Source organism: Paenibacillus sedimenti, assembly GCF_014534655.1.
GTDB classification, from domain to species: domain Bacteria; phylum Bacillota; class Bacilli; order Paenibacillales; family NBRC-103111; genus Paenibacillus_E; species Paenibacillus_E sedimenti.
The window spans coordinates 513682-539565 of the sequence record NZ_JACVVD010000003.1 but is presented as its reverse complement, the minus strand read 5'-3'; the positions used below and the strand labels follow the sequence as shown (position 1 = coordinate 539565).

Annotated in this window: 30 protein-coding genes and 1 riboswitch; of the genes, 24 read left to right on the top strand and 6 right to left on the bottom strand. The window is 47.6% G+C overall.

The window, feature by feature from the left end; all coding sequences use genetic code 11:
* Nucleotides 1-49: 49 nt before the first annotated feature.
* The 5 genes from spoIVB to ICC18_RS11260 all read left to right on the top strand — a co-directional run bounded on the left by spoIVB (nt 50) and on the right by ICC18_RS11260 (nt 4878).
* Entirely contained in the window at nt 50-1378 is a 1329-nt protein-coding gene (spoIVB, locus tag ICC18_RS11280; RefSeq protein ID WP_188174484.1) for a SpoIVB peptidase, read from the top strand.
* Nucleotides 1379-1608: 230 nt separating this feature from the next.
* The gene (gene spo0A / locus ICC18_RS11275) at nt 1609-2406 is read left to right on the top strand and encodes a sporulation transcription factor Spo0A (RefSeq protein ID WP_188174483.1); all 798 of its coding nucleotides are present in this window, start codon (nt 1609-1611) and stop codon (nt 2404-2406) included.
* 207 nt (nt 2407-2613) lie between these two features.
* Entirely contained in the window at nt 2614-3465 is an 852-nt protein-coding gene (locus ICC18_RS11270) for a hypothetical protein (protein WP_188174482.1), read from the top strand.
* A 378-nt stretch (nt 3466-3843) separates the two neighbouring features.
* Nucleotides 3844-4521, top strand: a complete 678-nt coding sequence (locus tag ICC18_RS11265) for a hypothetical protein (protein ID WP_188174481.1) — start codon at nt 3844-3846, stop codon at nt 4519-4521.
* Between the two features lie 144 nt (nt 4522-4665).
* Nucleotides 4666-4878, top strand: coding sequence for an alpha/beta-type small acid-soluble spore protein (locus tag ICC18_RS11260; RefSeq protein WP_188174480.1), 213 nt, complete (start codon nt 4666-4668; stop codon nt 4876-4878).
* An 86-nt stretch (nt 4879-4964) separates the two neighbouring features.
* Here ICC18_RS11260 and ICC18_RS11255 read toward each other — a convergent pair whose 3' ends face one another.
* Complete coding sequence (locus ICC18_RS11255) at nt 4965-5804, bottom strand: ATP-dependent DNA ligase (RefSeq protein ID WP_223192473.1); 840 nt, start codon at nt 5802-5804, stop codon at nt 4965-4967.
* A gap of 216 nt (nt 5805-6020) precedes the next feature.
* Between ICC18_RS11255 and ICC18_RS11250 the strand changes: the two genes are divergently transcribed.
* The 13 genes from ICC18_RS11250 (at nt 6021) to ICC18_RS11190 (ending at nt 18828) form a co-directional block, all read left to right on the top strand.
* The gene (locus tag ICC18_RS11250) at nt 6021-7118 is read left to right on the top strand and encodes an MBL fold metallo-hydrolase (protein WP_312029515.1); all 1098 of its coding nucleotides are present in this window, start codon (nt 6021-6023) and stop codon (nt 7116-7118) included.
* A gap of 86 nt (nt 7119-7204) precedes the next feature.
* Nucleotides 7205-7633 (top strand): hypothetical protein, encoded by a 429-nt coding sequence (locus ICC18_RS11245; protein ID WP_188174479.1) that lies wholly within the window; start codon nt 7205-7207, stop codon nt 7631-7633.
* Between the two features lie 161 nt (nt 7634-7794).
* Nucleotides 7795-7956 carry a hypothetical protein gene (locus tag ICC18_RS11240; RefSeq protein WP_188174478.1) on the top strand — a complete coding sequence of 54 codons (162 nt, stop codon included), beginning with the start codon at nt 7795-7797 and terminating at the stop codon, nt 7954-7956.
* Nucleotides 7957-7999: 43 nt separating this feature from the next.
* Nucleotides 8000-8195: riboswitch (cobalamin riboswitch) on the top strand.
* Nucleotides 8196-8339: 144 nt separating this feature from the next.
* Nucleotides 8340-10034 carry a precorrin-3B C(17)-methyltransferase gene (gene cobJ / locus ICC18_RS11235; RefSeq protein ID WP_188174760.1) on the top strand — a complete coding sequence of 565 codons (1695 nt, stop codon included), beginning with the start codon at nt 8340-8342 and terminating at the stop codon, nt 10032-10034.
* 56 nt (nt 10035-10090) lie between these two features.
* Complete coding sequence (locus ICC18_RS11230; protein ID WP_188174477.1) at nt 10091-11023, top strand: sirohydrochlorin chelatase; 933 nt, start codon at nt 10091-10093, stop codon at nt 11021-11023.
* A complete protein-coding gene (gene cobK / locus ICC18_RS11225) occupies nt 11020-11796 on the top strand; it encodes a precorrin-6A reductase (protein ID WP_188174476.1) in 777 nt (258 codons plus the stop codon). Before ICC18_RS11230 ends, cobK begins: the two co-directional genes overlap by 4 nt.
* Before the next feature lie 5 nt (nt 11797-11801).
* Entirely contained in the window at nt 11802-12452 is a 651-nt protein-coding gene (locus ICC18_RS11220) for a precorrin-8X methylmutase (RefSeq protein WP_188174475.1), read from the top strand.
* Between the two features lie 9 nt (nt 12453-12461).
* Nucleotides 12462-13586 carry a cobalt-precorrin-5B (C(1))-methyltransferase gene (locus ICC18_RS11215; RefSeq protein WP_188174474.1) on the top strand — a complete coding sequence of 375 codons (1125 nt, stop codon included), beginning with the start codon at nt 12462-12464 and terminating at the stop codon, nt 13584-13586.
* 2 nt (nt 13587-13588) lie between these two features.
* Nucleotides 13589-14824, top strand: a complete 1236-nt coding sequence (gene cbiE, locus ICC18_RS11210) for a precorrin-6y C5,15-methyltransferase (decarboxylating) subunit CbiE (protein WP_188174473.1) — start codon at nt 13589-13591, stop codon at nt 14822-14824.
* Complete coding sequence (gene cobI / locus ICC18_RS11205) at nt 14817-15527, top strand: precorrin-2 C(20)-methyltransferase (protein ID WP_188174472.1); 711 nt, start codon at nt 14817-14819, stop codon at nt 15525-15527. Before cbiE ends, cobI begins: the two co-directional genes overlap by 8 nt.
* On the top strand, nt 15528-16304 hold the full coding sequence (cobM, locus tag ICC18_RS11200) for a precorrin-4 C(11)-methyltransferase (protein ID WP_188174471.1): 777 nt from the start codon (nt 15528-15530) through the stop codon (nt 16302-16304).
* Nucleotides 16301-17443, top strand: coding sequence for a cobalt-precorrin 5A hydrolase (locus tag ICC18_RS11195; RefSeq protein WP_188174470.1), 1143 nt, complete (start codon nt 16301-16303; stop codon nt 17441-17443). The genes cobM and ICC18_RS11195 overlap by 4 nt, the downstream gene beginning before the upstream one ends.
* Nucleotides 17443-18828 carry a cobyrinic acid a,c-diamide synthase CobB gene (locus ICC18_RS11190; RefSeq protein WP_188174469.1) on the top strand — a complete coding sequence of 462 codons (1386 nt, stop codon included), beginning with the start codon at nt 17443-17445 and terminating at the stop codon, nt 18826-18828. Before ICC18_RS11195 ends, ICC18_RS11190 begins: the two co-directional genes overlap by 1 nt.
* A 53-nt stretch (nt 18829-18881) precedes the next feature.
* Here the strand turns inward: ICC18_RS11190 and ICC18_RS11185 are convergent, their stop codons facing one another.
* Nucleotides 18882-19148 (bottom strand): hypothetical protein, encoded by a 267-nt coding sequence (locus tag ICC18_RS11185; RefSeq protein ID WP_188174468.1) that lies wholly within the window; start codon nt 19146-19148, stop codon nt 18882-18884.
* Between the two features lie 144 nt (nt 19149-19292).
* Here ICC18_RS11185 and ICC18_RS11180 point away from each other — a divergent pair, with 144 nt between their 5' ends.
* Nucleotides 19293-19544, top strand: a complete 252-nt coding sequence (locus ICC18_RS11180) for a hypothetical protein (RefSeq protein ID WP_188174467.1) — start codon at nt 19293-19295, stop codon at nt 19542-19544.
* On the opposite strand, the gene brfA is transcribed toward ICC18_RS11180, so the two are convergent.
* Nucleotides 19463-19744 (bottom strand): ribosome rescue factor BrfA, encoded by a 282-nt coding sequence (gene brfA / locus ICC18_RS35040; RefSeq protein ID WP_512699395.1) that lies wholly within the window; start codon nt 19742-19744, stop codon nt 19463-19465. The two genes, ICC18_RS11180 and brfA, sit on opposite strands and share 82 nt — an antisense overlap.
* Before the next feature lie 257 nt (nt 19745-20001).
* Here brfA and ICC18_RS11175 point away from each other — a divergent pair, with 257 nt between their 5' ends.
* On the top strand, nt 20002-20178 hold the full coding sequence (locus ICC18_RS11175) for a hypothetical protein (RefSeq protein ID WP_188174466.1): 177 nt from the start codon (nt 20002-20004) through the stop codon (nt 20176-20178).
* Between the two features lie 62 nt (nt 20179-20240).
* Here the strand turns inward: ICC18_RS11175 and ICC18_RS11170 are convergent, their stop codons facing one another.
* Nucleotides 20241-20426 carry a hypothetical protein gene (locus tag ICC18_RS11170; RefSeq protein ID WP_188174465.1) on the bottom strand — a complete coding sequence of 62 codons (186 nt, stop codon included), beginning with the start codon at nt 20424-20426 and terminating at the stop codon, nt 20241-20243.
* Nucleotides 20427-20554: 128 nt separating this feature from the next.
* Between ICC18_RS11170 and steA the strand changes: the two genes are divergently transcribed.
* On the top strand, nt 20555-21709 hold the full coding sequence (steA, locus tag ICC18_RS11165; protein WP_188174464.1) for a putative cytokinetic ring protein SteA: 1155 nt from the start codon (nt 20555-20557) through the stop codon (nt 21707-21709).
* Complete coding sequence (locus ICC18_RS11160) at nt 21706-22410, top strand: glycosyltransferase family 2 protein (protein WP_188174463.1); 705 nt, start codon at nt 21706-21708, stop codon at nt 22408-22410. Before steA ends, ICC18_RS11160 begins: the two co-directional genes overlap by 4 nt.
* A 202-nt stretch (nt 22411-22612) precedes the next feature.
* Here ICC18_RS11160 and ICC18_RS11155 read toward each other — a convergent pair whose 3' ends face one another.
* Together ICC18_RS11155 and ICC18_RS11150 are read right to left on the bottom strand one after the other, a co-directional pair.
* Nucleotides 22613-22783 (bottom strand): hypothetical protein, encoded by a 171-nt coding sequence (locus tag ICC18_RS11155; RefSeq protein WP_188174462.1) that lies wholly within the window; start codon nt 22781-22783, stop codon nt 22613-22615.
* A 67-nt stretch (nt 22784-22850) separates the two neighbouring features.
* Nucleotides 22851-23120: a DUF2627 domain-containing protein gene (locus ICC18_RS11150; RefSeq protein ID WP_188174461.1), complete on the bottom strand. Its 270-nt coding sequence runs from the start codon at nt 23118-23120 to the stop codon at nt 22851-22853.
* Between the two features lie 179 nt (nt 23121-23299).
* Here ICC18_RS11150 and lpdA point away from each other — a divergent pair, with 179 nt between their 5' ends.
* Together lpdA and ICC18_RS11140 are read left to right on the top strand one after the other, a co-directional pair.
* The gene (lpdA, locus tag ICC18_RS11145) at nt 23300-24724 is read left to right on the top strand and encodes a dihydrolipoyl dehydrogenase (RefSeq protein ID WP_188174460.1); all 1425 of its coding nucleotides are present in this window, start codon (nt 23300-23302) and stop codon (nt 24722-24724) included.
* A 147-nt stretch (nt 24725-24871) separates the two neighbouring features.
* Entirely contained in the window at nt 24872-25882 is a 1011-nt protein-coding gene (locus tag ICC18_RS11140) for a thiamine pyrophosphate-dependent dehydrogenase E1 component subunit alpha (protein WP_188174459.1), read from the top strand.
* Nucleotides 25883-25884 lie beyond the last annotated feature (2 nt).

The window sequence follows — 25884 nt, the reverse complement described above, 5'->3', positions numbered from 1 at the left end:
ACGAAGCTGTTCGTCAGGGCTCAAGGAAGTGTGAAGGAGCGTGAAGAACTTGCAATCCAGCAAAAGAAAAAGATTGATTGGACTCCTGCTCGTCTTCTTCGTTTGTATGGTTAGTTTGTCTCCGCCTTTTCAAAGCTTTGCCTCATTCCCCCAAGAATTACGCTTATTCAGCGGCCAGGGAAAGCAGCTGCAATTAACGATGCCGGTCAATGCACAGGTCACTGTCAAAGATCCGGATATCGTTAAAGTCAACGGCAATGCCAAGCACTCATTTCAGGTTAATTTGAATGAACCCATCTCCTTGCAATCTGACCATTCCGGTCAAACGGTAATGAAGCTTAAACTATTTGGGGCCATCCCGTTTAAAACGGTTAAGGTCAATGTAGTTCCTGATTTAAAAGTGATCCCCGGCGGCCAGACGATCGGTGTTAAAATAAAGTCTGCCGGTATACTGGTCGTAGGTCACCATCTAGTTGCTGTTGCCCAAGACCAAAAAGTTTCTCCCGGGGAAGAAGCTAAAATCCAAGTCGGTGATCTGATCATGAAAATCAATGGCAAAGAATCCAAAGATGTTAGTAAAGTGGCTGATCTCGTTGCCAAATCCGGCGAAAGCAAAGAACCACTGGATTTGACGATAATTCGAAATAACGAAGAGATTAGAGTCAAGCTGCAGCCTGCATATGATATAGTGGATAAGTCCTATCGTTTGGGTCTATATATCCGCGATTCAGCTGCCGGTGTCGGTACGTTAACATTTTATGCCCCAGATCAAGGGGTGTATGGAGCCCTCGGTCATGTGATTACGGATATGGATACCCAGACGCCGATTATTGTGGGTGATGGAGATATCGTCTACTCCAATGTCACTTCAATTTCGAAGAGTCATAATGGAGAACCTGGCGAGAAGCGCGCCACTCTATACAAAGACAGCAAAGTGATTGGCAACATTGAGAAAAATACATCCTTTGGTATTTTCGGTAAAATGTACGCTGCACCTGATCACAGCTTGGACAAGAACGCAATTCCCGTTGCCTTTGCTGAAGAAGTGAAAGAAGGTCCGGCTCAAATCTATACGGTAGTGGAAGGGCAAAAAGTAGAAAAGTTCGACATTCAAGTCGTTCATGTCTCCAAGCAGGATTTCCCGGCAACGAAAGGAATGGTCATTAAAATTACCGATCCTAGATTGCTTGAAAAGACAGGGGGAATCGTACAAGGAATGAGCGGAAGTCCCATTATCCAGAACGGTAAAATGATAGGAGCCGTCACACATGTATTTGTGAATGATCCTACCAGCGGATATGGTTGCTTCATCGAATGGATGCTTCAAGATTCCGGTATTGTTCTCAGACCTTCATCCGCAGAATCAAAGGCGAGCTAATTGCCTTTGATTCTTTTGTTATATCCTTATTTTACAGGATGGCATTATTTCAGATGGATTATGTCGAAAAATGTTGGAAACACAAGATAAATATATTATTATATAAGAAAGTGAAATAAAAGAAAAGAAAAATAATTTTCGACAGAAGGAATTTTAATTGGGGTGTCGAATACCTTAACCTAAGAGAAAAATTACCAACTTGTACAAGTAGCTAAAAGGAGGATTTCAAGTTGCAAAAAATTCAGGTGCTGTTAGCAGATGATAATCGGGAGTTCACCCACTTGTTGTCGGAGTTCATTGGTGAACAAGAGGATATGGAAATTGTAGGTGTCGCGTACAACGGAAACGAAGTACTTCGTTTTATGGAACAGCAGCGTGAAGTACCGGATGTACTTATTTTAGATATTATTATGCCTCATCTTGACGGTCTGGGCGTACTTGAGAAATTGCGTGAAATGAACCTTCACCCACAGCCCAAAATCATTATGCTGACCGCTTTTGGCCAAGAGAATATCACGCAAAAAGCTGTTCAATTGGGAGCCTCCTATTACATATTGAAACCTTTTGATATGGAGGTGCTCACGAACCGTATTCGTCAATTGGTATCCAACAATGTGACTTCCTCGACAACGACTGTCACGCCAAAAGCAAATATCGTTCACATGCCGAAAGGTAAAAATTTAGACGCCAATATCACCAGCATCATACATGAAATTGGCGTACCTGCGCATATTAAAGGATATCAATATCTCCGCGAAGCGATTACGATGGTGTACAACAACATTGAGATTCTCGGAGCTATCACCAAAACGCTCTACCCGGCCATCGCTGAAAAATACAAAACAACGCCAAGCCGCGTTGAACGGGCGATCCGCCATGCCATTGAAGTCGCTTGGACGCGCGGCAACATCGATTCGATTTCATTTATCTTCGGATATACGATTAACATTTCAAAATCGAAACCTACGAATTCAGAGTTCATCGCCATGGTAGCAGATAAGCTTCGCATTGAGCATAAGGTTTCTTGAGAGAGTTAGAATCTTTGTACTTGTCCTATCTCACCCGATAAATCGTAATGATTTATTGGGTGTTTGTATTTGTATAGATTAACGATATTACTTATTTGGCTGTCGATAACGTTATTATAATAGCGTTATCCGCAGCTATTTTTCTTTTAGCAACAAAGTATCAACCTTCAACGTCAATGATGATATCCAAGCAGCCGGAGGTACACGATGAAAAAATACATAGCGTTTCTGGTCGTTTTCGCAGTCTTTGCGTTAGCGGCATATCAAGATTGGAACAAAGGACAAGATCAAGAACAAGTATCCTCAATACAAGGTTTAATGGAGATGTTTTCGATAGATGATGTTAAAGCTGCTATGCAAAAACAAGGAGTTGAACTCATTCCTTCAGAGTTCAATTACAAATGGTTTAAGCTCGGTTTGAAAACCGAATACAGCTTTGATTTGAACGGTAAAGAGCAGCTATATGTTTATGTATTTGATTCAACCGCTGAAGTTGAAAGAGGACTGAAACAAATAAACAACCAAAACGCTCTATATGATATTGCACACACTCCAACGCCGTTTATGGCCAAAAATATCCTGATTATGTACATGCGTTACTTGCCGATTATAGGTTTAGAAGATAAGATTCAAGCTGCTGTTGATACGCTGAAAACTGCTCCAGATAAGATAAGTGATGTTGCTGACCCAAATAAGCCACCAATCCCCTTCGTGTCTGCAAATAATAAAAAGCTGCCAGTGAATTTAGGATCGTATGAGTGGATGGGTGTATTGGATGCTATTTTCGTATGGGATCAATTTGTTCCAAGAAATAAAGTCATTGTTCCTGCTGAATCAGAAATAACTGTCAAGTTTGAATATGAACCATATCCAAACCATTTGTCTTATCAACAAGTAACAAGGGACGAAATTGGTGATTGGAAGCTATCACCGAATAGAACACCCTTTAAGGGATCGTTTAAAGCACCCAAAGAAAAAGGTATTTATGCTTATATTGTTTATTCATATTGGAATGACAGTAGAAGTGCGGATTATGCGTTCGCTGTTGAAATTAAATAGAAGCGGAGGAAACAGATTTGAAGCAGCTTAGAAGCATAATCATACCGATTGCATTGATCGTTGTTGGCGCTTTGTTTTTACATTCGTATATTATGGGGCAAATGAAGGTTTGGCGGGAACGACGAATAGTTATGGGGTAACACCATCAATGGCGGCGATACAATAGCATATTTCGTGAAGCAGCCGCAGATGAAGGCTTTGTATGCTATCACTGAACCATTATTGAATACAAAATTCATGCAAGCGGCACTATTGGGTTACTGCATAACAGCTTGGGCTGCCGATTAGCGAATGGCGCTGATGCAGCGTCTTTTTTTGTTGGTTAATAATTGAATTTGGAGGGAAAGTATAAGTAACGAAGAATCGAGAGGTGATCCTTTGTCACGGCTGCTGTCTTTACTACTCATTACATTGTTCTTAATTCCTACAGTTGTCACCGCTAAGCCAGAAAAAACACAAGATGCAAATAAGTTAACTGAACGTCTAAAACGTTTGGAGCCGGATGAGCCAAAAGATATTTCTGATCCACCGTTTAGTCAACGAGCGTTTCCGTCAAAATTAAAACCGCCACAAGAAATACTCAGCAGCGGTAAACAGCTTCAATATAAGGTTCTACTTGATAAACCAGATTGGAAGCGCCCGGTTTATAAATCATACTGGCACAGTAGTGTTTCGGGGCGCTGGTCGTATGTACCGAATCGGCTTCATTATGCGCAACATAGGTTATTTACAGCTCCGACTGCCGCACTTTCTAATTATTATGATTTCGTCCATGATCTTGGTTTAAGCGAAGAGTTGATGAATGTTCAGGCTCAACCACAAAACGCGGATCGGGATAGATGGCTTGGTCAAATTATAGTTGTTGTTATGCAAGCGAAGATTGAAAAAGTGCTGACAAGCGGTATTCAAGTAGTGATTGTTGCTAGACCGCAAAGAAATGGCGTTCAGGCGTTGACGGTGAACAAAGTTGATATGAAACTTGATAATCCGAATGAAGCGGTGTTGTTTCAGCTTGTAACGCCAGAGGGTGATGAAATTGATTACTCGTTGTACTAGAAGCATTGTGATTGCGATAATTCTTATTTTATCTACTTGTGATTTTGTAGCAGCAAGTGCGAATTCCATGATTTTTCCAGATTAATGAATAATAATCCAACAACTCCACAAACTAGGCTTAGACCACGAAAAGGAGTGAATCAAATGAGTAGAAGAAGCAACACACTAGTTGTCCAACAAGCAAAAGCAGCGCTGCAACAAATGAAGTTTGAAGTTGCTCAAGAATTAGGTATTCAGATTCCTCAAGATGGTTATTACGGTTATATGGCTACACGCGATACAGGAGCACTTGGGGGCAATATTACTCGGAGATTAGTTCAGATCGCAGAGCAACAATTACAAGGTTTCAGACGCTGATTTTTTTGGTTAACAGCATTTCACGTACAAAGACTGCAGCCACCATTTTTTCCTCCATTGGTGATTGCAGTCTTTGTTTAGTTCGTTTAGATAACGAAGTCCATGAAAACTGGGGATCGCAGCTTGCCGCTTCGTGTCCAGTTTCTTGTTTTTATTCTCGCCATTAATAAAGGTTCCATGTAAGCAAAATGATGATTTTCCTTATATACAAGGCGATTCTTGACGCTATGGATAGCCATTTTATGTTCTGGGGTTAAACCCATTTCTATTACGCCAACAGGCATTTTGATGCCATTGGCAGTGTCTATAGAAGCTAACAAACTAAAGTCTTCTTTCCGGTATCCTGAAATATACACGTCTGCATAAATCCAATTGATCACTTTTTGCCATGATTTCAAACGCCTGCTGACGGCATATTTGGAATCTGCCCGTTTAATTACGATGCCCTCAAGTCCTTGGTGTTGAATTTGCTTGAAATAATCGCTTGCTCTTCCTTCAAAGATAATGACCTTTTTGTAATTCTCATTTTCAACAAAAGCTTTCTCAAGCAGATCTTTTCGCTCAAGCAGCGGTAAACTTGTGACATCAATTCCCTTGTATCGTAATATATCAAACGCATAAAATATGACAGGAGTCTTATCTTTCGTTGAGAAAAATCTGGCTGACATAGCTTCAAAATCAGGATTACCCTGATGATCTGGAACTATGAGCTCTCCATCGATAATGGTTTCTTCAGGAAAAGGACAATTATGTAACTCTGGAAATTTGTGTGTAATCAATTGTTGATGCTTCGAATAAATGTACAGTTTATCTATTTTGGAGATCAAACATCGGATGCCATCCAGTTTCTGTTCAACGATATCATTTTTTCTGTTGAATGGTTTATTATCTTTGGCGTTCTGAACAAGCATCGGAGAAATGAACATAAAAATCACCCAATAACTATGTTACATCGAAGAATGGCCAATGCATAATGGGAGTTGTAGGTAAGAATACCAAATACCAAACTGACCAATAAATCATACCGATTTATTGGTTTTTTGCTATTAACGTCCTTATTAAAAAATTGGAACCGCACGATGAGTTCTTACGTTGTTACAAATAGCAATTAAGAAAGCGATAAAGGGTTGGAGGCAATCGAAGTGTTATTTAACATTACTAGTATCGTTGTTGGACTTATCGTTGCGGGCATTCTTTTCATGAGACTCTATCCGGTTTTTGGACGAAGACCGTCGAAGACGAAGGTGCAAGCTTTTAGAAAATCTGAACATCTTGTCGACGGGAAATTTGTTAATCTGACGTCAACGATTATGGATACCAGTCTGAAGACGATGTACAGCACGCTAAAAGACTTTATCAAAGGCAACCCAAACGGACGCCCTCACCGTCCTTTGCCTATGGCAAACACAAGCTTTCAGCAGAGTAATCATGCGCAATTTACTTGGTTCGGTCACTCGGCTTCCATGTTAAACATGGAGGGAAAGACGCTGCTGTTAGACCCCATGTTCGGGAACGCACCTTCGCCATTACCGAGTTTTGGAATAAAGCGCTATAGCGGCGGATTGCCATTCAAAGTCGAGGAGCTTCCCGTCATTGATGCGGTATTGCTGTCTCATGATCATTATGATCATTTGGACTATGGTTCCATCCGGAAAATAAAGCATAAAGTGAATAATTTCCTGGTGCCTCTCGGTGTGGGCAGTCATTTAGAAAGATGGGGTGTGGATCCGGCAAAGATTCAAGAGTATGACTGGTGGGATGAGCTTCAATTCGAAGGGCTCACCTTGGTTTGCACGCCTGCCAAACATTTTTCAGGCCGCAGTTTGAGCGACCGAAATGCAACGCTATGGTGCTCTTGGGTCATTAAAGGTGAACATACCCGTGTCTTTTTCAGCGGGGACAGCGGGTATGCGCCTCATTTCAAGGAAATTGGGGATAAATACGGTCCGTTTGACCTGGCGTTGATTGAATGCGGTCAATATGATGAACGTTGGGCTGATATTCATATGATGCCGGAAGAGAGTGTTCAAGCTCATCTGGATGTCAATGCAAAGCTGATGATCCCCATTCATTGGGCAGGCTTTACGTTAGCTTTCCATGATTGGATGGATCCAATCGAGCGAGTAACTAGGGCAGCCAAGGCGCGTAATGTCGCCATTTCTACGCCAAAAATAGGGGAAACCGTGTTCATCGGAGCCGCTGATTTCCCTCAAATAACCTGGTGGAGGCAGGAAGATTGAAATTGAAGAACTGGATACTCTATCCAGACCGTGGTATTATGGATAAGGTCGATAGTAGAAGCGATCAGGAGAGGTAATAATAACTAATGGCAGAACAAAAAAGTGAACGAAGATTTCATTTCCTGGGTGTGCTGCTAGGTGTATCCATTGATAATTTAGGGACGTTCGTTTCGACAGCGTTGATCGGCAGCGCTTATTTTGCAGCTAACCCGGTGAACGGGAATGATTTAAGCCAGATTTATTCGAACGTCGGTCTATTAATGGTGCTTCTGGCGGTTGGCTTATTTTGGACGTTCCTCGGTGGTTACGTGGCTGCTAAGGTAGCGAAGCGCGCAGAAGTATTCAATGCATCCATCATCGGGGTCATTGCTGCTGCGATTGGTTTTGATTCTATGCTGACCAGTCGTGACATTCCGTTATGGTATGAACTCATCGGTTTCATTGTGATCATACCGATTTCTTTACTCGGAGGCTATCTGGCCTTGAAGAAAAACGGTTCTAAAACAAAAGCATAGTGGGAATAAAAAAGAGACTCGGTTTAAGCACCGGGTCTCTCTTCAAATGCGAGATAATAGCCGATGTAAAGTTAATTGAAAGGAACAAGATGATGCCCAAATACGCCAATTTGAGTACCGAAGCAACGGATTTGTTGCGACTAAAGACAGGAAGTACACAGGTGGAATGCTATACTTATATTGATCCCGAAAGCACGGAAGACAGCTTTTTTGTAGTGAAGACGACGAATAAAGTGATTCATATCAGTTTTGCCGAAATCACCTATGATCCCATCAGTTTCCCCAGCTTGATCGAGGGGCTTTACCGAGCGATCTATGAATAATTGCGTGGACAACCTTTTCGATAGATGATAGGATGAAATTAATTGCATATGAATGGAATTAGGTGCTCTATGTCAGCATAGAGTTAAAAGGGAAGACCGGTGTGAAACCGGCACGGACCCGCCACTGTGAAGATCGCCGTTATTACGGCATCTCCTTGCTTGAAGTCACTGAGCTAATCTCGGGAAGGCGCAAGGAGAACGATCCAAGTCAGGAGACCTGCCTGGTTCAACAACACGAATGCCCTACGAGGAATTAGGGAGTGTTAGAGAGCGGATACTCCTGTGTTCTTCGACTAGATGTACCCACCAAGCATTTCTAACATGACCCATGTTAAGAAATGCTTTTTTTGTTGCTGTAAATGATGTGGAGAGGGTGAATGACGATGGCAGGAAAGCTGCTTATTATCGGCTTTGGACCGGGAAGTTTTGAACATATTACGAAGCGTGCCCGTGAAGCGTTACAGGAAAGTGAAGTCATCATCGGCTACAACACGTACGTGGATCTTATTGCCGGTTTACTAAGCGATCAGCAAATTGTACGGACAGGCATGACGGAAGAAGTGAGCCGTGCCCAGGAAGCTGTTCGGCAAGCGAAGCAAGGCAAGAAAGTCGCTGTCATCTCCAGCGGGGATGCAGGCGTATATGGAATGGCCGGGCTGGTCTATGAGGTGTTAATGGAACAGGGCTGGACGCAAGCGGGAGGCGTGGAAGTCGAGGTCATTCCAGGAATATCTGCTGTGCATTCCGCCGGATCTCTTCTAGGTGCGCCGATCATGCATGATTCATGCACGATTAGCCTTAGCGATCATCTGACGCCATGGGAGCTCATAGCAAAGCGGGTACAGGCTGCGGCTATGGCCGATTTCGTGATTGCTCTTTATAATCCGCGAAGCGGGAGAAGGACGAGGCAGATTGTAGAGACACAACGTATTCTGCTGGAGTACCGCTCACCGCAAACGCCGGTCGGTATTGTAAAAAGCGCATACCGCGATCGTCAGCATGTTGTAGTAACGACACTGGCGGACATGTTGAATCACGATATTGGCATGTTGACGACGATTATTATCGGAAACTCGGCTACGAAGCTATATGACGGGCTGATGATAACTCCGCGGGGCTACCAACGGAAATATACGCTCGGAGCGGAAACGCAGCCGCTAAAACCTCATCAACGATTGAAAGCAGAAGCGGAGCCATGGGCTTTGGAGCAGATGGAGGCTCCGCAAGAGTGGAAAGGTTCATTGACAGATGATGAGGATTGGGAGGAGTGGGACGAAGAAGCTGAGATTGCGGGCAGCGACGCGGAAATCACTTCAGCAGCGGTACAACCACCTGCCGGTTCCTTGCAGTTGGCCATGGAAGCCTTGCAACTGGTGACCAAAGGGAGTCAGAGTGCTATACCGGAGCTTGGTCATACGCTAACAGCGACTGAATCTATTTTTGAGTTTGCGGTAAGCCCAGGGATCGCGAACAAAAAACTGACTGCCATGCAACTCTGTGCCCTAGGTGAAATCATTGGCGATCGTGGTGATATTGAATATTCACCGCATCATCAGCTAATTGTTCGAGTGAAGACCGATAGTCCCGAGCAGATTACAACAGAATTAAAAGGCCAAGGGCTTTTACTTTCACCGATTGGCGATGTAGCCCAAATCAAAGCTTGCGACTTTTGTAACCTGGAAAAGGGCGAGGCCATTCCCTATGCGGAAGCGATTCACAACAGAATCGGGAACTTGGAAGTACCCAAGGAGCTGAAGATTGGTTTTAATGGCTGCGGTATGGCCTGTTATGGAGCAGTACAGCAGGATATCGGCATCGTCTATCGCAAAGAGAAATTCGATCTATTCCTTGGAGGCAAGACGGTTGGACGGAATGCACACTCCGCACAGCCAGTTGCAGAAGGCATTGAGCCGGAGGAACTTGTCGATATGGTCGTCAGAATCGTGGAGCGTTACCAAACAGAAGGGCATCCGAATGAACGGTTTCATAAGTTTTTTAAACGAGTGAAGGAAATTGAAGGGTACAAACATCAGGAAATGGTAGGATTCGTGATTGAAAACGCCGTTTGCGGCGATTAAAGTGAAAGCTTGCGAAGCCGTTTTCCTACGGAAAACTCTAAGGGGGATACGCTATTATGAATGCTGTTTTATTTGTGGGTCATGGGAGCAGAGAGCATGAAGGAAATGAAGAAGTACGGCAGTTTGTAAAGGAAATTGCAGAAAAGATGCAGGGACATATCGTGGAAACCTGCTTTTTGGAGTTTGTGGAGCCTACAATTATGCAGGGCATTGACCGCTGTGTGGAGCTTGGCGCTTCCCATGTTGTTGTTATCCCGATCATCTTATTTGCTGCAGGTCATGCCAAAATTCATATCCCATCTGCAATTGACGACGCGAAAAAGAAATACCCGTTCGTCAAATTTACATACGGAAGACCGATCGGCGTGCACGATCAAATTCTTGATATTTTGACCTCCAGACTTGAAGATACGGGGATTAGGCTGAAAGGCGATCTGGAGGAGACTGCTCTGCTAATTGTCGGACGGGGCAGCAGTGATCCGGATGCCAATAGCGATTTGTTTAAAATATCCCGCTTGTTCTGGGAACGGCTCCAAGTGAAATGGGTAGAAACGGCTTTTATCGGCGTCACAGCACCGCTGATGGATGCCGGGATAGAAAGATGCGTGTTGCTGGGGGCCAAAAGAGTCATTGTTTTACCTTACTTCCTGTTCACAGGTATATTGATTCAGCGAATGGAGCAAATGGTGCAAGGTTACCGGGAGAAGTATAAGGAGCATGAGTTTCAGATGGCGCCTTATTTCGGCTTCCATCCGCTGCTTCAAGATATATTAATCGGTCGCTCTCAAGAAGCGCTTCAAGATGAAGTGAAAATGAATTGCGATATGTGCCAGTATCGCCTGGAAGCAATGAAGCACATTGACCATCATCACCATCACCATGGTCATGACGATCACCATCATGGGCATGACCACCACCACGATCACGACCATGACCATGACCATGACCACCATCACGATCATGCGATAACCGGAGGAAGCAAACTATGATTCTCGTACTAGCAGGCACGAGCGATGCCAGAGAGCTGGCTTTGCGCATTCGATCCGCAGGTTACGCGGTGCTTACGACAGTCGTGACGGAGAGTGCGGCCAAAAGCATGGAAGCTGAGAAGCTTCCGGTGCTAATAGGTCGGCTTACAGCAACCGACATGCAGCAGCTGATCGCTGATAAAGAAGTTCGCATCGTCGTCGATGCGACCCATCCATTTGCCGAGGAAGCTTCGAAGAACGCGATGGCAGCTGCGCAGCTGGCTCAAGTTCCCTACGTTCGTTTCGAACGTAAAAGCTTGTCCATCGAGCAGAGCGCTTTGGTTACCACGGTGGATGATTACAAACAGGCAGCGGAATTGGCAGCTGAGAAGCGGGGCAGCATTATGCTGACCACGGGCAGTAAAACGTTGAAGATTTTCGCTGATCGCTTGATCGGACTGCCGGATACGACCCTCATCGCACGGATGCTTCCTCGTAAAGACAACATGGAGAAATGCGAAGAGCTGGGGATCGAGCAAAAAAACATCGTTGCGATGCAGGGCCCCTTCTCCAAAGAGCTGAATCAAGCGCTGTATAACCACTACAAGGTCACGTTAATGATCACCAAGGAAAGCGGAAAAGTCGGAGCTGTCGATGAAAAGCTGGAAGCCGCTTTAGAGATGGGTATTCCCACGATCGTAATCGGAAGACCTGAGATTGAATACGGCAACCTGTATTCGGATTTTGATGGCGTTATCAAATATCTCGAAACACATGTTCAAAAGGAGGCTTAACTCATATGGAGTTTCATACGGATTTCAAACCATTGACCGTGCAGCCGCAAGAAATTGAAGAAAAAAGCTTCGAAATAATTACAGAAGAATTGGGTGAACACTCGTTTACGGCGGATCAGTATCCGGTCGTGCAGCGCGTCATTCATGCTTCGGCCGATTTTGAGCTCGGGCGGAGCCTTGTTTTTCATCCCCGCGCGATTGAAGCGGGCGTCGCAGCGATTAGAGCTGGAAAAATATTGGTAGCCGATGTGCAAATGGTTCAAGTCGGGATCAGCAAACCGCGTATCGAGCAGTTTGGCGGCGACGTCAAAGTATACATCTCAGATCCGGATGTGATCGAGGAGGCGAAGCGTCTGAATACAACGCGAGCTATTATCTCGATCCGCAAAGCGATTCAAGAAGCCGAAGGAGGCATTTTCGCGATCGGCAACGCGCCTACAGCGCTGCTGGAACTCATTCGCCTTATCAAGGAAGGCGTTGCCAAGCCCGGGCTTATCGTTGGCGTGCCGGTCGGCTTCGTTTCCGCAGCGGAATCGAAGGAAGAGCTGGCGAAGCTGGATGTTCCGTTCATCACGAACATCGGCCGCAAGGGCGGCAGCCCGGTTGCCGTCGCAGCCGTCAACGCGCTGTCGATCATGGCGGCGCGCAAGGAGTAGAAGCGCGCCATGGATGAACAACCGGGCAAGCCGCTGCGCCACGGCTATACGACCGGCTCCTGCGCGACCGCAGGAGCCAAAGCAGCGCTGCTGGCGCTCATCGAGCAGGCGCCGCAAGCGCAAGTAGCTATCCGTATCCCGATCGGGGATACGGTCGCTTTTACTCTGCACAGCTGCGCGTACACGCAGCTGTGGGGCGAAGCCGCCGTCATTAAGGACGGCGGCGACGATCCCGATGCGACGCACGGCGCGGAAATCGTCGTGCGTGTGAGCTGGCGAGCCGAGCCGGGCGTCGGCATCGATGGCGGTATCGGCGTCGGGCGCGTGACGAAGCCCGGCCTGCCGGTCGAGATCGGTCAAGCGGCGATTAACCCGGTCCCGCGGAAAATGATCCGCGAGACCGTGCAGGAGGTGCTTGACCGGTACGAGATCGAGCACGGCGTGGACGTGCTCGTGTCCGTGCCCGCCGGCGAAGAGATCGCCAAGAAGACGCTGAATGGGCGTCTTGGCATTATCGGCGGCATCTCGATCCTCGGCACACGGGGGATCGTCGTGCCCTTTTCAACCGCAGCTTACAAGGCCAGCGTCGCCCAGGCAATACGCGTAGCCGTCCAATGCGGCTGCGACCATATCGTACTGTCGACCGGCGGTCGAACGGAGACGTTCGGAATGAGCCTTTATCCCGGGCTGCCGGAAGAAGCTTTTATCGAGATGGGCGATTTCGTTGGCTTCGCCTTAACGCAATGCCAGAGACAGGGCATACGCAAGGTAACGCTGGTCGGCATGATGGGCAAGTTTTCCAAGGTTGCGCAGGGTGTCATGATGGTGCACTCGAAGAGCGCTCCGGTAGATTTCGAATTTCTCGCGCAGGTAGCGATTGAAGCGGAAGCATCAGATACTTTAGTAGAAGAAATAAGGGGCGCCAATACGGCTGCGCAGGTCGGGGATTTGATGGCTGCAGGCGGATTGATGCGCTATTTTGAGCGACTATGTGAAAGGTGTTGTGAATCCGGACTTCAAGAGGTTGAGCGCGATGGTTTTGATTTTATTGAAACGGTTATGATTTCGATGAAAGCCGAGCTCTTAGGCAAAGCGGCGATTTATCATAACGGTAAGATGGGGGAGAGCGGTTAGGCATGGGCAGAAATATGAAAATGATTGGTATCGGCGATAATGGTCCGGAAAGTCTGCTGCCACAATATGCGAAGTGGATCGAAGAGAGCGAAGTGCTCGTTGGCGGTGAGCGGAATCTGGCTTTTTTCCCGGGTTATCGGGGGCAGAAAATCGTCATAAAAGGCAGTCTGCCCAGTCTGATGAAGGAGCTTCAGGACGAGACGCGCACCGTTGTTATTTTGGCATCGGGGGATCCGTTGTTTTATGGCATCGGGGGCTATGTGGCGAAAAGACTGGAGGGCGTGGAGATTTATCCGCTTGCGAGTTCCATTCAACTGGCTTTTGCCCGGATGGGTGAAAGCTGGCAGGACGCATATGTGACGAGCGTACATGGGCGCAGCATGAAGGGGCTTGCCCAGCGAATGGATGGGAAAGACAAGGTAGCTCTGCTTACGGATGAGACGAACACGCCTCATGCAATTGCCGTGTATTTGCAGACATTCGGAATGACGGAATATCGGATGTTTGTCGCTGAAAACCTGGGCAGCGCCCACGAGCGCTGCGCATGGTACGACTTGGAGCAGTTGGTTTCCGTTTCATTCTCGCCTTTGAATGTCGTTATTTTGAAAAGGCAATCGTCAGGTCCCGTATGGTCACTCGGCATCGATGACGAGCAATTCGCTCAGCGGAAACCGGATAAAGGCCTTATTACCAAAAAAGAAGTGAGGGTCCTCAGCTTAAGCCAGATGGCTTTGCAGCCGGATAGCATCGTCTGGGATATCGGCACCTGTACAGGTTCGGTGGCCATTGAGGCGGCACGGATTGCCCGTGAAGGGGCGGTATACGCGATTGAAAAAAATGAAGACGATCTGAAAAACTGCATGGAGAACTGCATCAAATTTCGAGCGGATATCACAGCCGTACAGGGCAGAGCACCTAAAGGTTTGGAAGCTTTCCCGGATCCGGATGCGATCTTTATTGGAGGCAGCGGCGGTGAAATGCAGGAGCTGCTGGAGCTTTGCAGCAAGCGACTTAAGCCGAATGGAACTATTGTACTGAATGCAGCTACGATCGAAACCTTATATGAGGCGGATCAGACGTTTACAAAGCTAGGCTTTGACGTGAACGTTACGCTGGTACAAGTATCCCGCAGTAAGCCGATTCTCCATATGAAGCGCTTTGATGCGCTGAATCCGATTTACATCATCACGGCCAAGCGCAAGTTGGCAGTAGTAGAGGAGGCGACTGGCGATGAGTAAACTTGGTACGTTATATGGTTTGGGCGTTGGTCCCGGTGATCCGGAATTGATCACTGTCAAGGCGTTTCGTTTGTTGAAAGAATGCCCTGTCATCGCATATCCGAGGAAAAAGCGCGGAGCCAAGAGTTACGCCCTTGCCATCACAGAGCTTTATGTAAATACGGAGCAAAAAGAGATGATCGGACTGACGTTTCCGATGACGAAGGATCGAGAAGCTCTGGAGCTGCAGTGGACGAAGACGGTTGAAACTGTCTACGGGCATTTGGTTCAAGGCAAGGATGTAGCTTTCGTTACCGAGGGTGACCCGATGATCTACAGCACGTATATCCATCTCATGCGGCTGATGAACGAACGGCATCCGGAGATTCGGGCTGTTTCAATACCGGGAATCTCCTCGGTGAACGCTTCGGCATCCCGCCTGGGCATCCCGTTGGCTGACGGGGACGAACAGATCGCCATTGTGCCCGCTGTCGAGGACTACGATCGAATGCGTAAAGCGATTGAAGAACACGATTGCATCGTATTTATCAAAGTCGCCAAAGTCATTGACCTGATGCTCGCAGTGCTGCGCGATTTGGGACTTGTTCAAAAGGCGTCCGTACTTACCAAAGTGACTTCTGCAGAAGAAGAAATTTGGCGGAATGTCGAGGAGCTTCAAGGGCGGGAGCTGGAATATTTAACCTTAATGGTGGTGAGAAAATAAATGAAGGTTTACATCATTGGCGCCGGTCCCGGCGACCCTGATTTAATTACAGTCAAAGGCTTAAAGCTTCTGCAGCAAGCGGATGTTGTCATGTATACCGACTCGCTCGTCAACGAGGAGCTGATCGCCAAGGCGAAACCTGACGCCGAAGTGCTCAAAAGCTCCGGCATGGAGCTTGGCGAGATGGTAGCCATTATGGTGGATCGGATCAGGCAGGGGAAAATGGTCGTGCGCGTTCATACCGGCGATCCCGCCATGTTCGGAGCGACGATGGAGCAGATTGCCTTACTGCGCAAAGAAGGCATCGGCTATGAAATCGTGCCGGGCGTCAGCTCCGTCTTCGCCTCGGCAGCCGCAGTCGGCGCAGAGCTTACGATTCCGGAGTTGACGCAGACGGTTATCCTGACCCGCGCTGAAGGCCGGACACCGGTGCCGGAGCTGGAAAAGCTGCGCGATCTGGCCGCGCATCATTGTACGATAGCGCTCTTCCTTAGTGCGACTTTAATCAAAAAAATTGTCAGCGAGCTGGTTGAAGCAGGCTGGAGTGAGGAGACGCCGGTCGCTGTCGTGCAGCGGGCGACATGGCCGGATCAGCTGATTGTACGAACGACGGTTGGGCAATTAGAAGCTGATATGCGGCAGAACGGCATTCGCTCGCATGCGATGATATTGGCGGGCTGGGCGCTGGATCCGGAGATCCACGGCAAGGGGGAGTATCGCTCCAAGCTATACGATAAATCATTTACTCATCGCTTCCGCAGAGGAGTGAAGCCATGACGATCTCGCTAACGGAAGGCGTCATTCCCGTCATTCGCCAGAAGGGCGAGTATGCGATCGTAGCCATAACGAAGCATGGCGTGGATATTGCACGCAAGCTGAATGAACGAATGAGCGGAAGCGACGTTTATTATATGAGCAAGTTTGCCAAAGGCGATGAGGAGCAGCGGCAGATCCAGCTTTTTGACGGAAGCGTTCGGCTTCTGTTTCCCTCTTTATTTCCCGCTTATCAAGGTCTCATCATCATTATTTCCCTTGGCGCTGTCGTACGCATGATCGCTCCGCTGCTGCAGGACAAGAAAAAAGATCCCGGTGTTGTTGTCATTGATGACAAGGGGGAGCACGTCATCAGCGTGCTGTCCGGCCATTTGGGGGGCGCTAATGAGCTTACGCTTGAGGTTGCAGCTGCCATAGAGGCAAGACCCGTCATTACAACTGCTTCCGACGTCCAGAAGACGATTCCGGTCGATTTGTTCGGCAGGCGGTTCGGCTGGGTATGGGAATCGGCCGATAAGCTGACTCCGGTGAGCGCTTCTGTGGTCAATGAGGAACGGATCGCGGTCATACAAGAATCCGGCGAGCCGAACTGGTGGACGCACGATCGACAGATGCCGCCGAATATCCAGAGGTTTACGCGAATCGACGAAGCGCAGGCATTTGCCCCGCAGGCGGTTCTTTTCGTTTCACACCGGCTGCTCACGGAAGACGAGCAATCGATTTTGCGTAACGGGGTATTGTATCGACCGAAGATCATTGTGCTGGGCATCGGCTGTAACCGCGGGACTACAGCCGAGGAGATTGAAGCTGTTATCAGCGAAACGTTAGAGGAGCTCGCTTTTTCCATTCGCAGCGTGAAAGCGGTCTGCACGATCGATTTGAAAAAAGACGAGGAAGGTCTGCTTGCCGTCACTCGCAAGTATGGCTGGGAATTTGTTCACTATCCGGCTGAACAGTTGAATACAGTTCCTATCGAAGCCCCTTCCGACACGGTACACCGTTTCACCGGCGCCTACGGCGTTAGCGAACCTGCGGTCAAGCTGTACACAGGCAGCGAACGGCTCGCGTTGGTGAAGAAAAAATCAGGAAATGTCACGATTTCTGTAGGATTGATAGATTTCTCTGAGCCGGAGGGTTTGTAATGGAACGGAGAATCGTTATTGCAGGCACAGGGAGCGGGGTCGGCAAGACAACACTCACGATAGGCCTGATGGCTGCTTTGCAGCAGCGGGGCATCGTTGTGCAAGGGTTTAAATGCGGTCCCGATTATATCGATCCCACCTATCATACAGCTGTCACAGGCAGAGCTTCGCGCAATTTGGACTCATGGATGGTCGGACGTGAAGCGGTAGAGGAAATCTATCATCGCGGCTGCCAAGGTGCGGATATTTCGATCATTGAAGGCGTTATGGGCATGTTCGATGGGAAAAACTCATTATCGGACGAAGGCAGCACGGCTGATATTAGCCGTATTTTGAGCGCCCCTGTCCTTCTCGTAGTCAACATCGCAAGTATGGCGCGAAGTGCGGCAGCGATAGTGAAAGGTTTCCAGCAATTTGGTCTAGGGGATCGTATTGCTGGTGTCATCGCCAATCGCGCTGGCAGCGAAGGTCATTATAAGATGGTGAAGCAAGCCATTGAACAAGAATGCGGTATTCCTGTCATCGGTTATTTGCCGCGTGACATGGATATTGAGCTGCCTGAACGTCACTTGGGGCTGGTTCCTTCGGTCGAGAGGGGGGAGATGCAGCCGTTCTTCGATAAGCTTGCGGAGCGGGTGACAGCTTATATCGATTTGGACAAGATTTTGGAGCTGGCAGCGTGTGATGAATTGCAGAGCATACCGTCTTTATTCTCAACTAACGCCACATCCGTCTCTAAACGCGTCAAAATTGCAGTAGCGAAAGATGCGGCCTTTCATTTTTACTATCCGGAAAATCTGGAGCTGCTCGAAGCTGGCGGAGCGGAAATCATATATTTCTCCCCCTTGGCAGGAGAGGAAGTTCCTGCCGGTGCAGATGGGTTGTATATCGGCGGCGGCTTCCCTGAGGAATTCGCCGAGCGGCTCGCAGCGCAGGAACAGGTGAAGATGTCAATCCGCAGGAGGATATCTGAAGGAATTCCTACACTCGCTGAGTGCGGCGGGTTCATGTATCTGACCGAGTATATTGCAGACACCTCAGGAAACATATTTTCGATGGTTGGCATCATTCCCGGTCATGTCACGATGCAGCAGAAGCTGGCTGCGCTCGGTTACCGAGAAGTCGAGGGCACTGCTGGTAACTTTTTACTCTCCCGGAACGTGAAGGCTCGAGGACATGAATTTCATTACTCAACCTTTCAGGCGAATGAAGGAGTCGAGCTTGAGGCTGCTTTTCAAACGAAGGGAAGATTTGGCACGAAAGCGGAGGGCTTTACAAGTTCGAATGTCGCAGCCGGCTATACACATCTTCATTTTGCCTCGCAATCGAGTATCGTGCCTATATGGATCGATGCTTGTGAACGGTACCATAGGCAGCGCCGTTAAACACAAACCCCCTAGCCATTTCGTATGGTTAGGGGGTTATTGTCGCTCTGCGATTATTTTATATAGGACATCGCTTGATCCGCAATCGTTTGTTTGTAGCGATCAAGGCAATTGCAAAGATAATCTTTGCGGCAGATTGGGCAAGGTTCTTTCAGCAATCTATTCAAATTCGTTACTTTACCGACTCCGGTTTCGGGATCTCTTTCGAAGAAAAGACGGCATTGATTACGGTCTTTCAGTACGACGACGATTTCGAAAAGACCGTTCTTTTTGTTATCACTAACCATTTTTGCATCTACAACCTGCGGATCGTAAGCCATATGTAATTCCTCCTAGAGTTTTGCTAAGCAAAACTTTGTTCGTAAGCGTGAGCATAAGACAGCATGATCTCATCTTTGTGAGCTTGGGTGCATTAGTATATTATATAAATAAAAGTGATTTTATTCAATAGGAGGCCTAATCGAATGATTATTGATTATTGCGAGAAGGAAATCACCGAAGGGGGACGTACGCAGCTTCATATGGGTCTTCAATTCGAAGATGAGCCGGATTCGCTTTACGTAGCAGAGCTGGAATTAGATGAAGATGGAAGTATTAGCGAATGGAAGTTGTTTTATAACGGGTTTGATTGCGGTTATGCTTTTCGTCCGGAGGAAAAAGAGGCATTGATCCTTTTTGCGGCAGGGCAAGGCATATCGATCCATACAGAGACATGAAAAAAGGAATCATCACCCTGCAATCGGCTCAGATTCCTCATTTTGTGCTTATTCGATTGTCTGATAACGGATTCCTGCAAGCTTGGAGTCATTTTGCTTACGGGGTTCGTTCCATTCCAGTGTAGCCGGTTGATTGCCGGGTCGATTTTACCTTCACGCAGTTGACGTTTCCTTCTCTTTTGAGCTGCTGATTTGGACATGGGGTTCTCCTCTTTTCATTGATCAAATTACCTTACCATTTAATTGTAAAATACAAATAGGATTGAAACAATGGCAAGTTTTCTTAAAACAAAGAAGCAACACATGGACAGTTGATTTTTTAACCTTCTATTTTACAACTAAGGCATCTCGATCTGCGGCTTGCGGCAGTTGTTCCAACCATCCCAGATCGATCAATATATTTGCTCCAATATTTTATTCAATTTGCATATATAACCATCGTGGAAAAGGTGAAAACATGCGTATTCAAATTCAATTATCCGTGGCAGGAGATAAAGTCAAAGAAGAAGTCCTTGAGATTGCCGAGCATAAGCTCGGTGAATTAACGGACGAAGAGATTGAGAACGCCATTGAGATCAAGATTCGAACGTGGGTCGATCAAATGGTACAAGTTGAATGGGAAGTGTTAGAATAAAAAAAACAGCTCCGGCGTGGGAGGAATCCTCACGGAGCTGTTCATATGCTGACGTATGTACGTTAGTTGACGATGTTATTTACGCCTGTTTTTTGCAATGCATGTTCCCAGCTGGGGTAATAGTACAAGGCGTTTTTCATTAAATCAGGATGCTGTTTCTTCACATTTTTTTTAGCCAGCGATTCTCCGTTATTGTGAAGCTGCACAATATGGCCTAGCACTTCGTCCGCACTCATGTTTAGCTCCATGGTTTACATCTCCTTTTCTATTAGATAATAAACCATTACTTGCCATATGAAAGGTAAAATATACATAAATAAAGCGGCAAGGGACAAAATATGGTTAACATGAGGTGAAAGGAAAGACGGAGCTTATCATGAATTGGCCATCATTATCAATGTTTTCTTCGAAACCGCTACCTCTCTGCAAAGGAAAGGCTAGTGTAGGAGCAATTACGAAAGAATTGCTGCGCGATCTCCCTCCAGGACGAATCGTCGTGCTTCAGCATCGCGATCTGGATGAGGTCATTGCACAGGAGCTGATTGATCATCAGGTCAAGGCTGTCATTAATTGCCAGATGACGATGAGCGGTACATATCCGACGCAGGGGCCGCTTATGCTGCTGCAGCAGAATATACCAATATGGGAAGTGGAGACGAGTGCCTTTGGGACATTTATTGAGCATTCGGAGCTAAGTGTTTACGAAGGAATCATTGTAAGCGGCCAATATTCAATTCCTTGTAAAGCATTTACAAAAGAAGACTGGCTGCGACTGCACCAAATCGCGAATAGCAACGTTTCCTTACTTCTGGAGAATTTTATTGAAAACACATTAACCTACGCCATGCAGGAAAAAAGCGCCGTGATGGCACCGCTGCCACTAATCGCCTTGCGTACGGATCTGGAAGGCAAGCACATCATGATCGTTTCGAGGGGAAAGGGATACAAGAAAGCTCTGCAAGAAGCTAAGGCGTTTATTCGCGAAGTTAAGCCGATACTGATTGGGGTGGATGGCGGTGCGGACGCATTGCTGGAATGCGGATATCGGCCGCATATGATTATTGGCGATATGGATAGTGTGACGGATCGAGCGCTGGCTTGCGGTGCGGAATTGGTTGTCCATGCCGATCAGGAGGGAGCGGCGCCTGGCATGGCAAGAATTGAAGCGCTAGGTCTGGAAGCTCACTTATTTCCTTGCTTTGGGACGAGTGAAGATGCGGCGCTGCTGCTTGCCTATGAGAAACGCGGAGAATGGATCGTGACGGTCGGTGCGCATACGCATATGATCGATTTTATGGAAAAAGGACGGGAAGGTATGGGCAGTACGCTGCTTGTACGTATGAAATTAGGCGCGCGTTTGGTGGATATTAAGAGCCTAAGCATCCTCTACAGGCAGTCCGCTTCCAAAACAAAAGAAGCATGGGTAACCCTGTTGATGTCTCTTTGCTTCATAGCGCTTGGGTTGCTGCAAATTCATTGGATTACAAAACGCATCTCCCACGTAGTATGGAATTGGGGGGGATTCGGATGAAGCCGTCCATATCAATCATCATACCGGCCTGGAATGAAGAGCATACGATTTCCCGCACGCTTCGCTATTTGCAGGAAAGCGCGGAGCTTGCCTGGGAGGATGAACTCTATTATGAGATCATTGTCGTCGATGACGGCAGCCGCGATAAAACGTATGAGACCGCTTGGCCGTGGGTAGACAAATTGGTTAGGCATGACCGGCGGCGGGGTAAAGGCGCTGCGCTGCAGTCCGGCATCGAGCAGGCCAGAGGCGATGTCCTGCTGTTTATTGATGCTGACGTTCAAGCCTCGGCGGGGCACGCGCTGGTATTGACAGAGCCGCTTCTTCGTCAAGAAGCGGATATGGTCATTGCGAAGCTGCCGCGTTCCGGCGCCAAAGCAGGCTTCGGCCTGGTGAAGGGCTTGGCCAGCCGCGGTATTTACCGCCTCAGCGGCTACCAGACCGGAGCTCCCTTATCCGGACAGCGCGCGTTGCGCGCTGATCGTCTGCGGGAGCTGGGAAGCTTGGCGCGCGGCTTCGGTGTGGAAGTCGCACTGACGATCGATGCGGCGCGGCACGGCCTCCGCATCGTTGAACTGGATGTGCCAATCTCGCACCGTGAAACGGGGCGGGATTGGCATGGATTCGTCCACCGCGGCAAGCAATTCGTCGCGGTGGGAGCAGCATTGCTGACTCGCTGGAAGCAGAGGAAGCCGGTATGATCCTCATCGGATCGATCCTCGATTAGTCCGGACATAGATGTTGAGGAAGGATTATATCAGCAAGCGATCAGGAGCGCAGCAGATGCATGAAAATTGAACAAGGCCTTATAATAGAGAAACCTGTTCGCCGGACACATGATTTTGACTGTATCGCCAACGATTATCGTCCAATTGTGCTCTAAATAGCGACCATTGCCGTTATTTAATCCTTGAGCGTGACAGCGCTGAAAGTACGGTCTCGAGATTCGTCATCGGCAGCCAACGGACTTGGGCCAATGCCCATTTCCCGCTCCATGCTCAAACGTATGAGATAAGGACCTGAGGCAGCTAATGCCGCTTGAAAAAGTCCTGATGACATGTTTTTACGATGCACAAAGACCGTCTTCAAGCTGCAAAATGGCTTTGAACGGTCTTTTTTGCTATTTTTCGAGCCATAATACTCAAGAGCTTTTCTTCGGACGCTTCGCCTTAAATCTGGGAGCTACATAATTTCTTTTACGATCACGGAAGAACGTCCAGCCCCCGATAAATGCGACCCCAAGCAGAAACAAAATGAGTCCGAGTATGAATTTTCCCCAGAGCACATGACCGTCTTCCCCATTAAATTGAGCGAAAATAGCATCCTTCATGGCAAGAAAGCCATAAGTAGCGGTCAAGCCGGGGATGACAAGGAGAAGAATGGCAATAAATCGATAAAATGGCGCTTTCATAGTTGCTCCTTACAAAGTAATTCTGATATTTTTCTATCATCATACTCTGAATCTGTATTTGTGTCTAATTCACAAATAAGACTATGATTTCAATGCCAAAAAAGGGTAATATAGTAGAGACTAGCGTATACATATGAGGTAAATAATCTATTGGGCAGTTGATCTTAGGAGGAGTCAGTATGAGTGAATATAGATATGATGTGGTAGTGCTTGGCGGAGGGATCGGCGGTTATACGGCTGCTATCCGGGCTGCACAATTAGGAAAGACAGTTGCAGTGGTGGAAAGGGAGAAGCTGGGCGGCACTTGCCTGCATCAGGGCTGCATACCAAGCAAAGCGTTGCTTCGCAGCGCGGAAGTATTTGCCACGATGAAGAGAAGCGAGGAATACGGCATAACGGCCTCTTCCGTAGAGCTTCAATTTGAAGCTGTCATAGGTCGCAAACAACGCATTGTCGATCAGCTGCATCAAGGGCTGCAATTCCTTATGAAGAAAAACAAAATTACGATCCATTACGGCAACGGTCGCATTATTGGTCCTTCTATTTTTTCTCCTCGAAGCGGTGCTGTTTCCGTAGAGAAGGAAGATGGCGATATCGAGACGCTTCTCAATACGAATTTAATTATTGCGACCGGATCCAGACCACGCAGTTTACCTGGATTGGATGTGGACGGCACGCACATCATCTCCAGTGAGGACGCTTTGCGGATGGAAGAACTGCCGAAATCGATTATCATTGTTGGCGGCGGTGTCATTGGCGTAGAGTGGGCGTCCATGCTGAATGATTTTGGCGTCGAGGTGACGATCGTTGAGCTGGACAAGCGTCTGGTTAGTCTTGAGGATGCGGACATTTCCAAAGAGCTGGAGCGATTGTTCAAAAAACGCAGCATCAACCTCGTGACCGGAGCTAAAATATTGCCGGAATCGGTAAATGTTGCGGATGGCCGGATAACGGTGAAAGCGGACAAGCAGGGGGAAATGATCGAGTTGACCGCCGATAAGGTGCTGGTGTCTGTCGGACGCGTTGCGAATACGGAAGGAATCGGACTTGAAAATACAGATATTAAAGTCGAAAAAGGCTTCATCAGCGTGAACCGCTTTAATCAGACGACAGAGTCGCATATTTATGCGGTCGGCGATGTAATCGGCGGGCTCATGCTGGCGCATGTGGCCGGACATGAAGGGATTTTGGCGGCTGAGCATATCACTGGCCAAACCCCTCATGAACTGCAAGCTCATCTCGTACCGCGCTGTACATACACGAGACCGGAAATCGCCAGTGTCGGCTGGACGGAGCAGCAGGCTTCCGAACGCGGATACCGGATAAAGACTGGCAAATTCAGCTTCAAAGCTATCGGTAAAGCGCTTGTTTACGGCGAGGCGGATGGGTTTGTTAAAGTCATTGCAGACGCCGATACGGACGATATCCTTGGCGTTCATATGATTGGCCCTCATGTGACGGACAGCGTTACCGAAGCTGCCCTGGCGCAAGTGCTGAATGCGACCCCATGGGAAGTCGGGCAGACGATCCATCCGCATCCAACCTTATCGGAAGCGCTGGGCGAAGCCATGCTCGCTGTAGACGGTATAGCAATTAGCGGATAATTTGCGGATAAAAATTGTATTCATATCCGATTACGTTTATAATAAGCTTATAGAGTCAAGTCTTAGGACCAGGTATTAATTATATTCAAACCAGTAACGCTTACGAAGCCAGTTTTTCTGGCGAAAAACTCTAAGGAGGCAAACTCCATGTCAATCGGCCAGCTTTACAAACATAGGAGCTTAGGTCTTTCCGACGACGAAGCGATTCGTATGTACACGATCATGAGCCTTACTGCAAAATATGACGAGCGCGGGCTCATGCTGCAACGCGCAGGCAAAGTGCCCTTCCACATTTCCGGAATGGGTCAATACGCAGGTCAGGTCGGTATGGCCTTTGCCATGCAGCCGCAAAAAGATTATTTTCTTCCGTATTATCGCGACTTTGCGTTCGTTCTTTCCATCGGAATGACGGTGAAGGACTTGATGCTTTCGCTCTTTTGCAAAGCGGAGGATGTCAGCAGCGGCGGCAGACAGATGCCGGGTCATTTTGGCGATAAGAAAAATAATGTGGTCACGGGCTCTTCCCCGGTTACGACACAAGTGCCGCATGCTGTAGGTATTGCGCTTGCCGCGAAAATGAAAAAGCAAGATTTCGTTACTTTCGTATCCTTCGGAGAAGGCTCCAGCAATCAGGGGGATTTCCATGAGGGTTGCAACTTTGCAGGCGTTCATAAGCTTCCTGTCATTTTTGTATGCGAAAATAATCAATATGCGATTTCGGTTCCGCTTCATAAGCAAGTGTCCGGTAAAATCGCGGATCGCGCGATCGGTTACGGTTTCCCTGGCGTTCAGGTAGATGGCAGCGACGCACTCGAAATGTATCGGGTAATGAAAGAAGCGAGAGAAAGAGCGATTCGCGGCGAAGGCCCGACGTTGATCGAAATGGTCTCCTATCGCTTAATGCCGCATTCGACTTCGGATGATGATATGCTGTACCGAACCAAAGAGGAAGTTGAACAAAACCGTCAGAAGGACGGTATTGTGAAGTTCAAAGAATATTTGATGGAATGTGGACTTTGGAGCGAAGAGCAAGATCGTGAACTGCAGGATCGGCAAAAGCAGGAGATTAATGATGCGACGAAATACGCGGATCTTGCGCCGTATCCGAAACCGGAAGATACGCTCCTCCACGTTTATGCGGAAGGAGATGGCGTATAACA

Excerpts from the sequence above, each read along its gene's own strand:
- ICC18_RS11220 (WP_188174475.1), top strand. The coding sequence starts at position 11,802 with ATGGAGTTTCATACGGATTTCAAACCATTGACCGTGCAGCCGCAAGAA.
- ICC18_RS11150 (WP_188174461.1), bottom strand. The coding sequence starts at position 23,120 with ATGAAAGCGCCATTTTATCGATTTATTGCCATTCTTCTCCTTGTCATC.
- ICC18_RS11270 (WP_188174482.1), top strand. The coding sequence starts at position 2,614 with ATGAAAAAATACATAGCGTTTCTGGTCGTTTTCGCAGTCTTTGCGTTA.
- lpdA (WP_188174460.1), top strand. The coding sequence starts at position 23,300 with ATGAGTGAATATAGATATGATGTGGTAGTGCTTGGCGGAGGGATCGGC.
- cobK (WP_188174476.1), top strand. The coding sequence starts at position 11,020 with ATGATTCTCGTACTAGCAGGCACGAGCGATGCCAGAGAGCTGGCTTTG.
- ICC18_RS11255 (WP_223192473.1), bottom strand. The coding sequence starts at position 5,804 with ATGTTCATTTCTCCGATGCTTGTTCAGAACGCCAAAGATAATAAACCA.
- ICC18_RS11215 (WP_188174474.1), top strand. The coding sequence starts at position 12,462 with ATGGATGAACAACCGGGCAAGCCGCTGCGCCACGGCTATACGACCGGC.
- cbiE (WP_188174473.1), top strand. The coding sequence starts at position 13,589 with ATGGGCAGAAATATGAAAATGATTGGTATCGGCGATAATGGTCCGGAA.
- ICC18_RS11160 (WP_188174463.1), top strand. The coding sequence starts at position 21,706 with ATGAAGCCGTCCATATCAATCATCATACCGGCCTGGAATGAAGAGCAT.
- steA (WP_188174464.1), top strand. The coding sequence starts at position 20,555 with ATGAATTGGCCATCATTATCAATGTTTTCTTCGAAACCGCTACCTCTC.
- ICC18_RS11170 (WP_188174465.1), bottom strand. The coding sequence starts at position 20,426 with ATGGAGCTAAACATGAGTGCGGACGAAGTGCTAGGCCATATTGTGCAG.
- ICC18_RS11230 (WP_188174477.1), top strand. The coding sequence starts at position 10,091 with ATGAATGCTGTTTTATTTGTGGGTCATGGGAGCAGAGAGCATGAAGGA.
- ICC18_RS11195 (WP_188174470.1), top strand. The coding sequence starts at position 16,301 with ATGACGATCTCGCTAACGGAAGGCGTCATTCCCGTCATTCGCCAGAAG.
- brfA (WP_512699395.1), bottom strand. The coding sequence starts at position 19,744 with ATGTCCAAATCAGCAGCTCAAAAGAGAAGGAAACGTCAACTGCGTGAA.
- ICC18_RS11260 (WP_188174480.1), top strand. The coding sequence starts at position 4,666 with ATGAGTAGAAGAAGCAACACACTAGTTGTCCAACAAGCAAAAGCAGCG.
- ICC18_RS11140 (WP_188174459.1), top strand. The coding sequence starts at position 24,872 with ATGTCAATCGGCCAGCTTTACAAACATAGGAGCTTAGGTCTTTCCGAC.
- ICC18_RS11190 (WP_188174469.1), top strand. The coding sequence starts at position 17,443 with ATGGAACGGAGAATCGTTATTGCAGGCACAGGGAGCGGGGTCGGCAAG.
- cobM (WP_188174471.1), top strand. The coding sequence starts at position 15,528 with ATGAAGGTTTACATCATTGGCGCCGGTCCCGGCGACCCTGATTTAATT.
- cobI (WP_188174472.1), top strand. The coding sequence starts at position 14,817 with ATGAGTAAACTTGGTACGTTATATGGTTTGGGCGTTGGTCCCGGTGAT.
- ICC18_RS11175 (WP_188174466.1), top strand. The coding sequence starts at position 20,002 with ATGCGTATTCAAATTCAATTATCCGTGGCAGGAGATAAAGTCAAAGAA.
- cobJ (WP_188174760.1), top strand. The coding sequence starts at position 8,340 with ATGGCAGGAAAGCTGCTTATTATCGGCTTTGGACCGGGAAGTTTTGAA.
- ICC18_RS11245 (WP_188174479.1), top strand. The coding sequence starts at position 7,205 with ATGGCAGAACAAAAAAGTGAACGAAGATTTCATTTCCTGGGTGTGCTG.
- ICC18_RS11185 (WP_188174468.1), bottom strand. The coding sequence starts at position 19,148 with ATGGCTTACGATCCGCAGGTTGTAGATGCAAAAATGGTTAGTGATAAC.
- ICC18_RS11180 (WP_188174467.1), top strand. The coding sequence starts at position 19,293 with ATGATTATTGATTATTGCGAGAAGGAAATCACCGAAGGGGGACGTACG.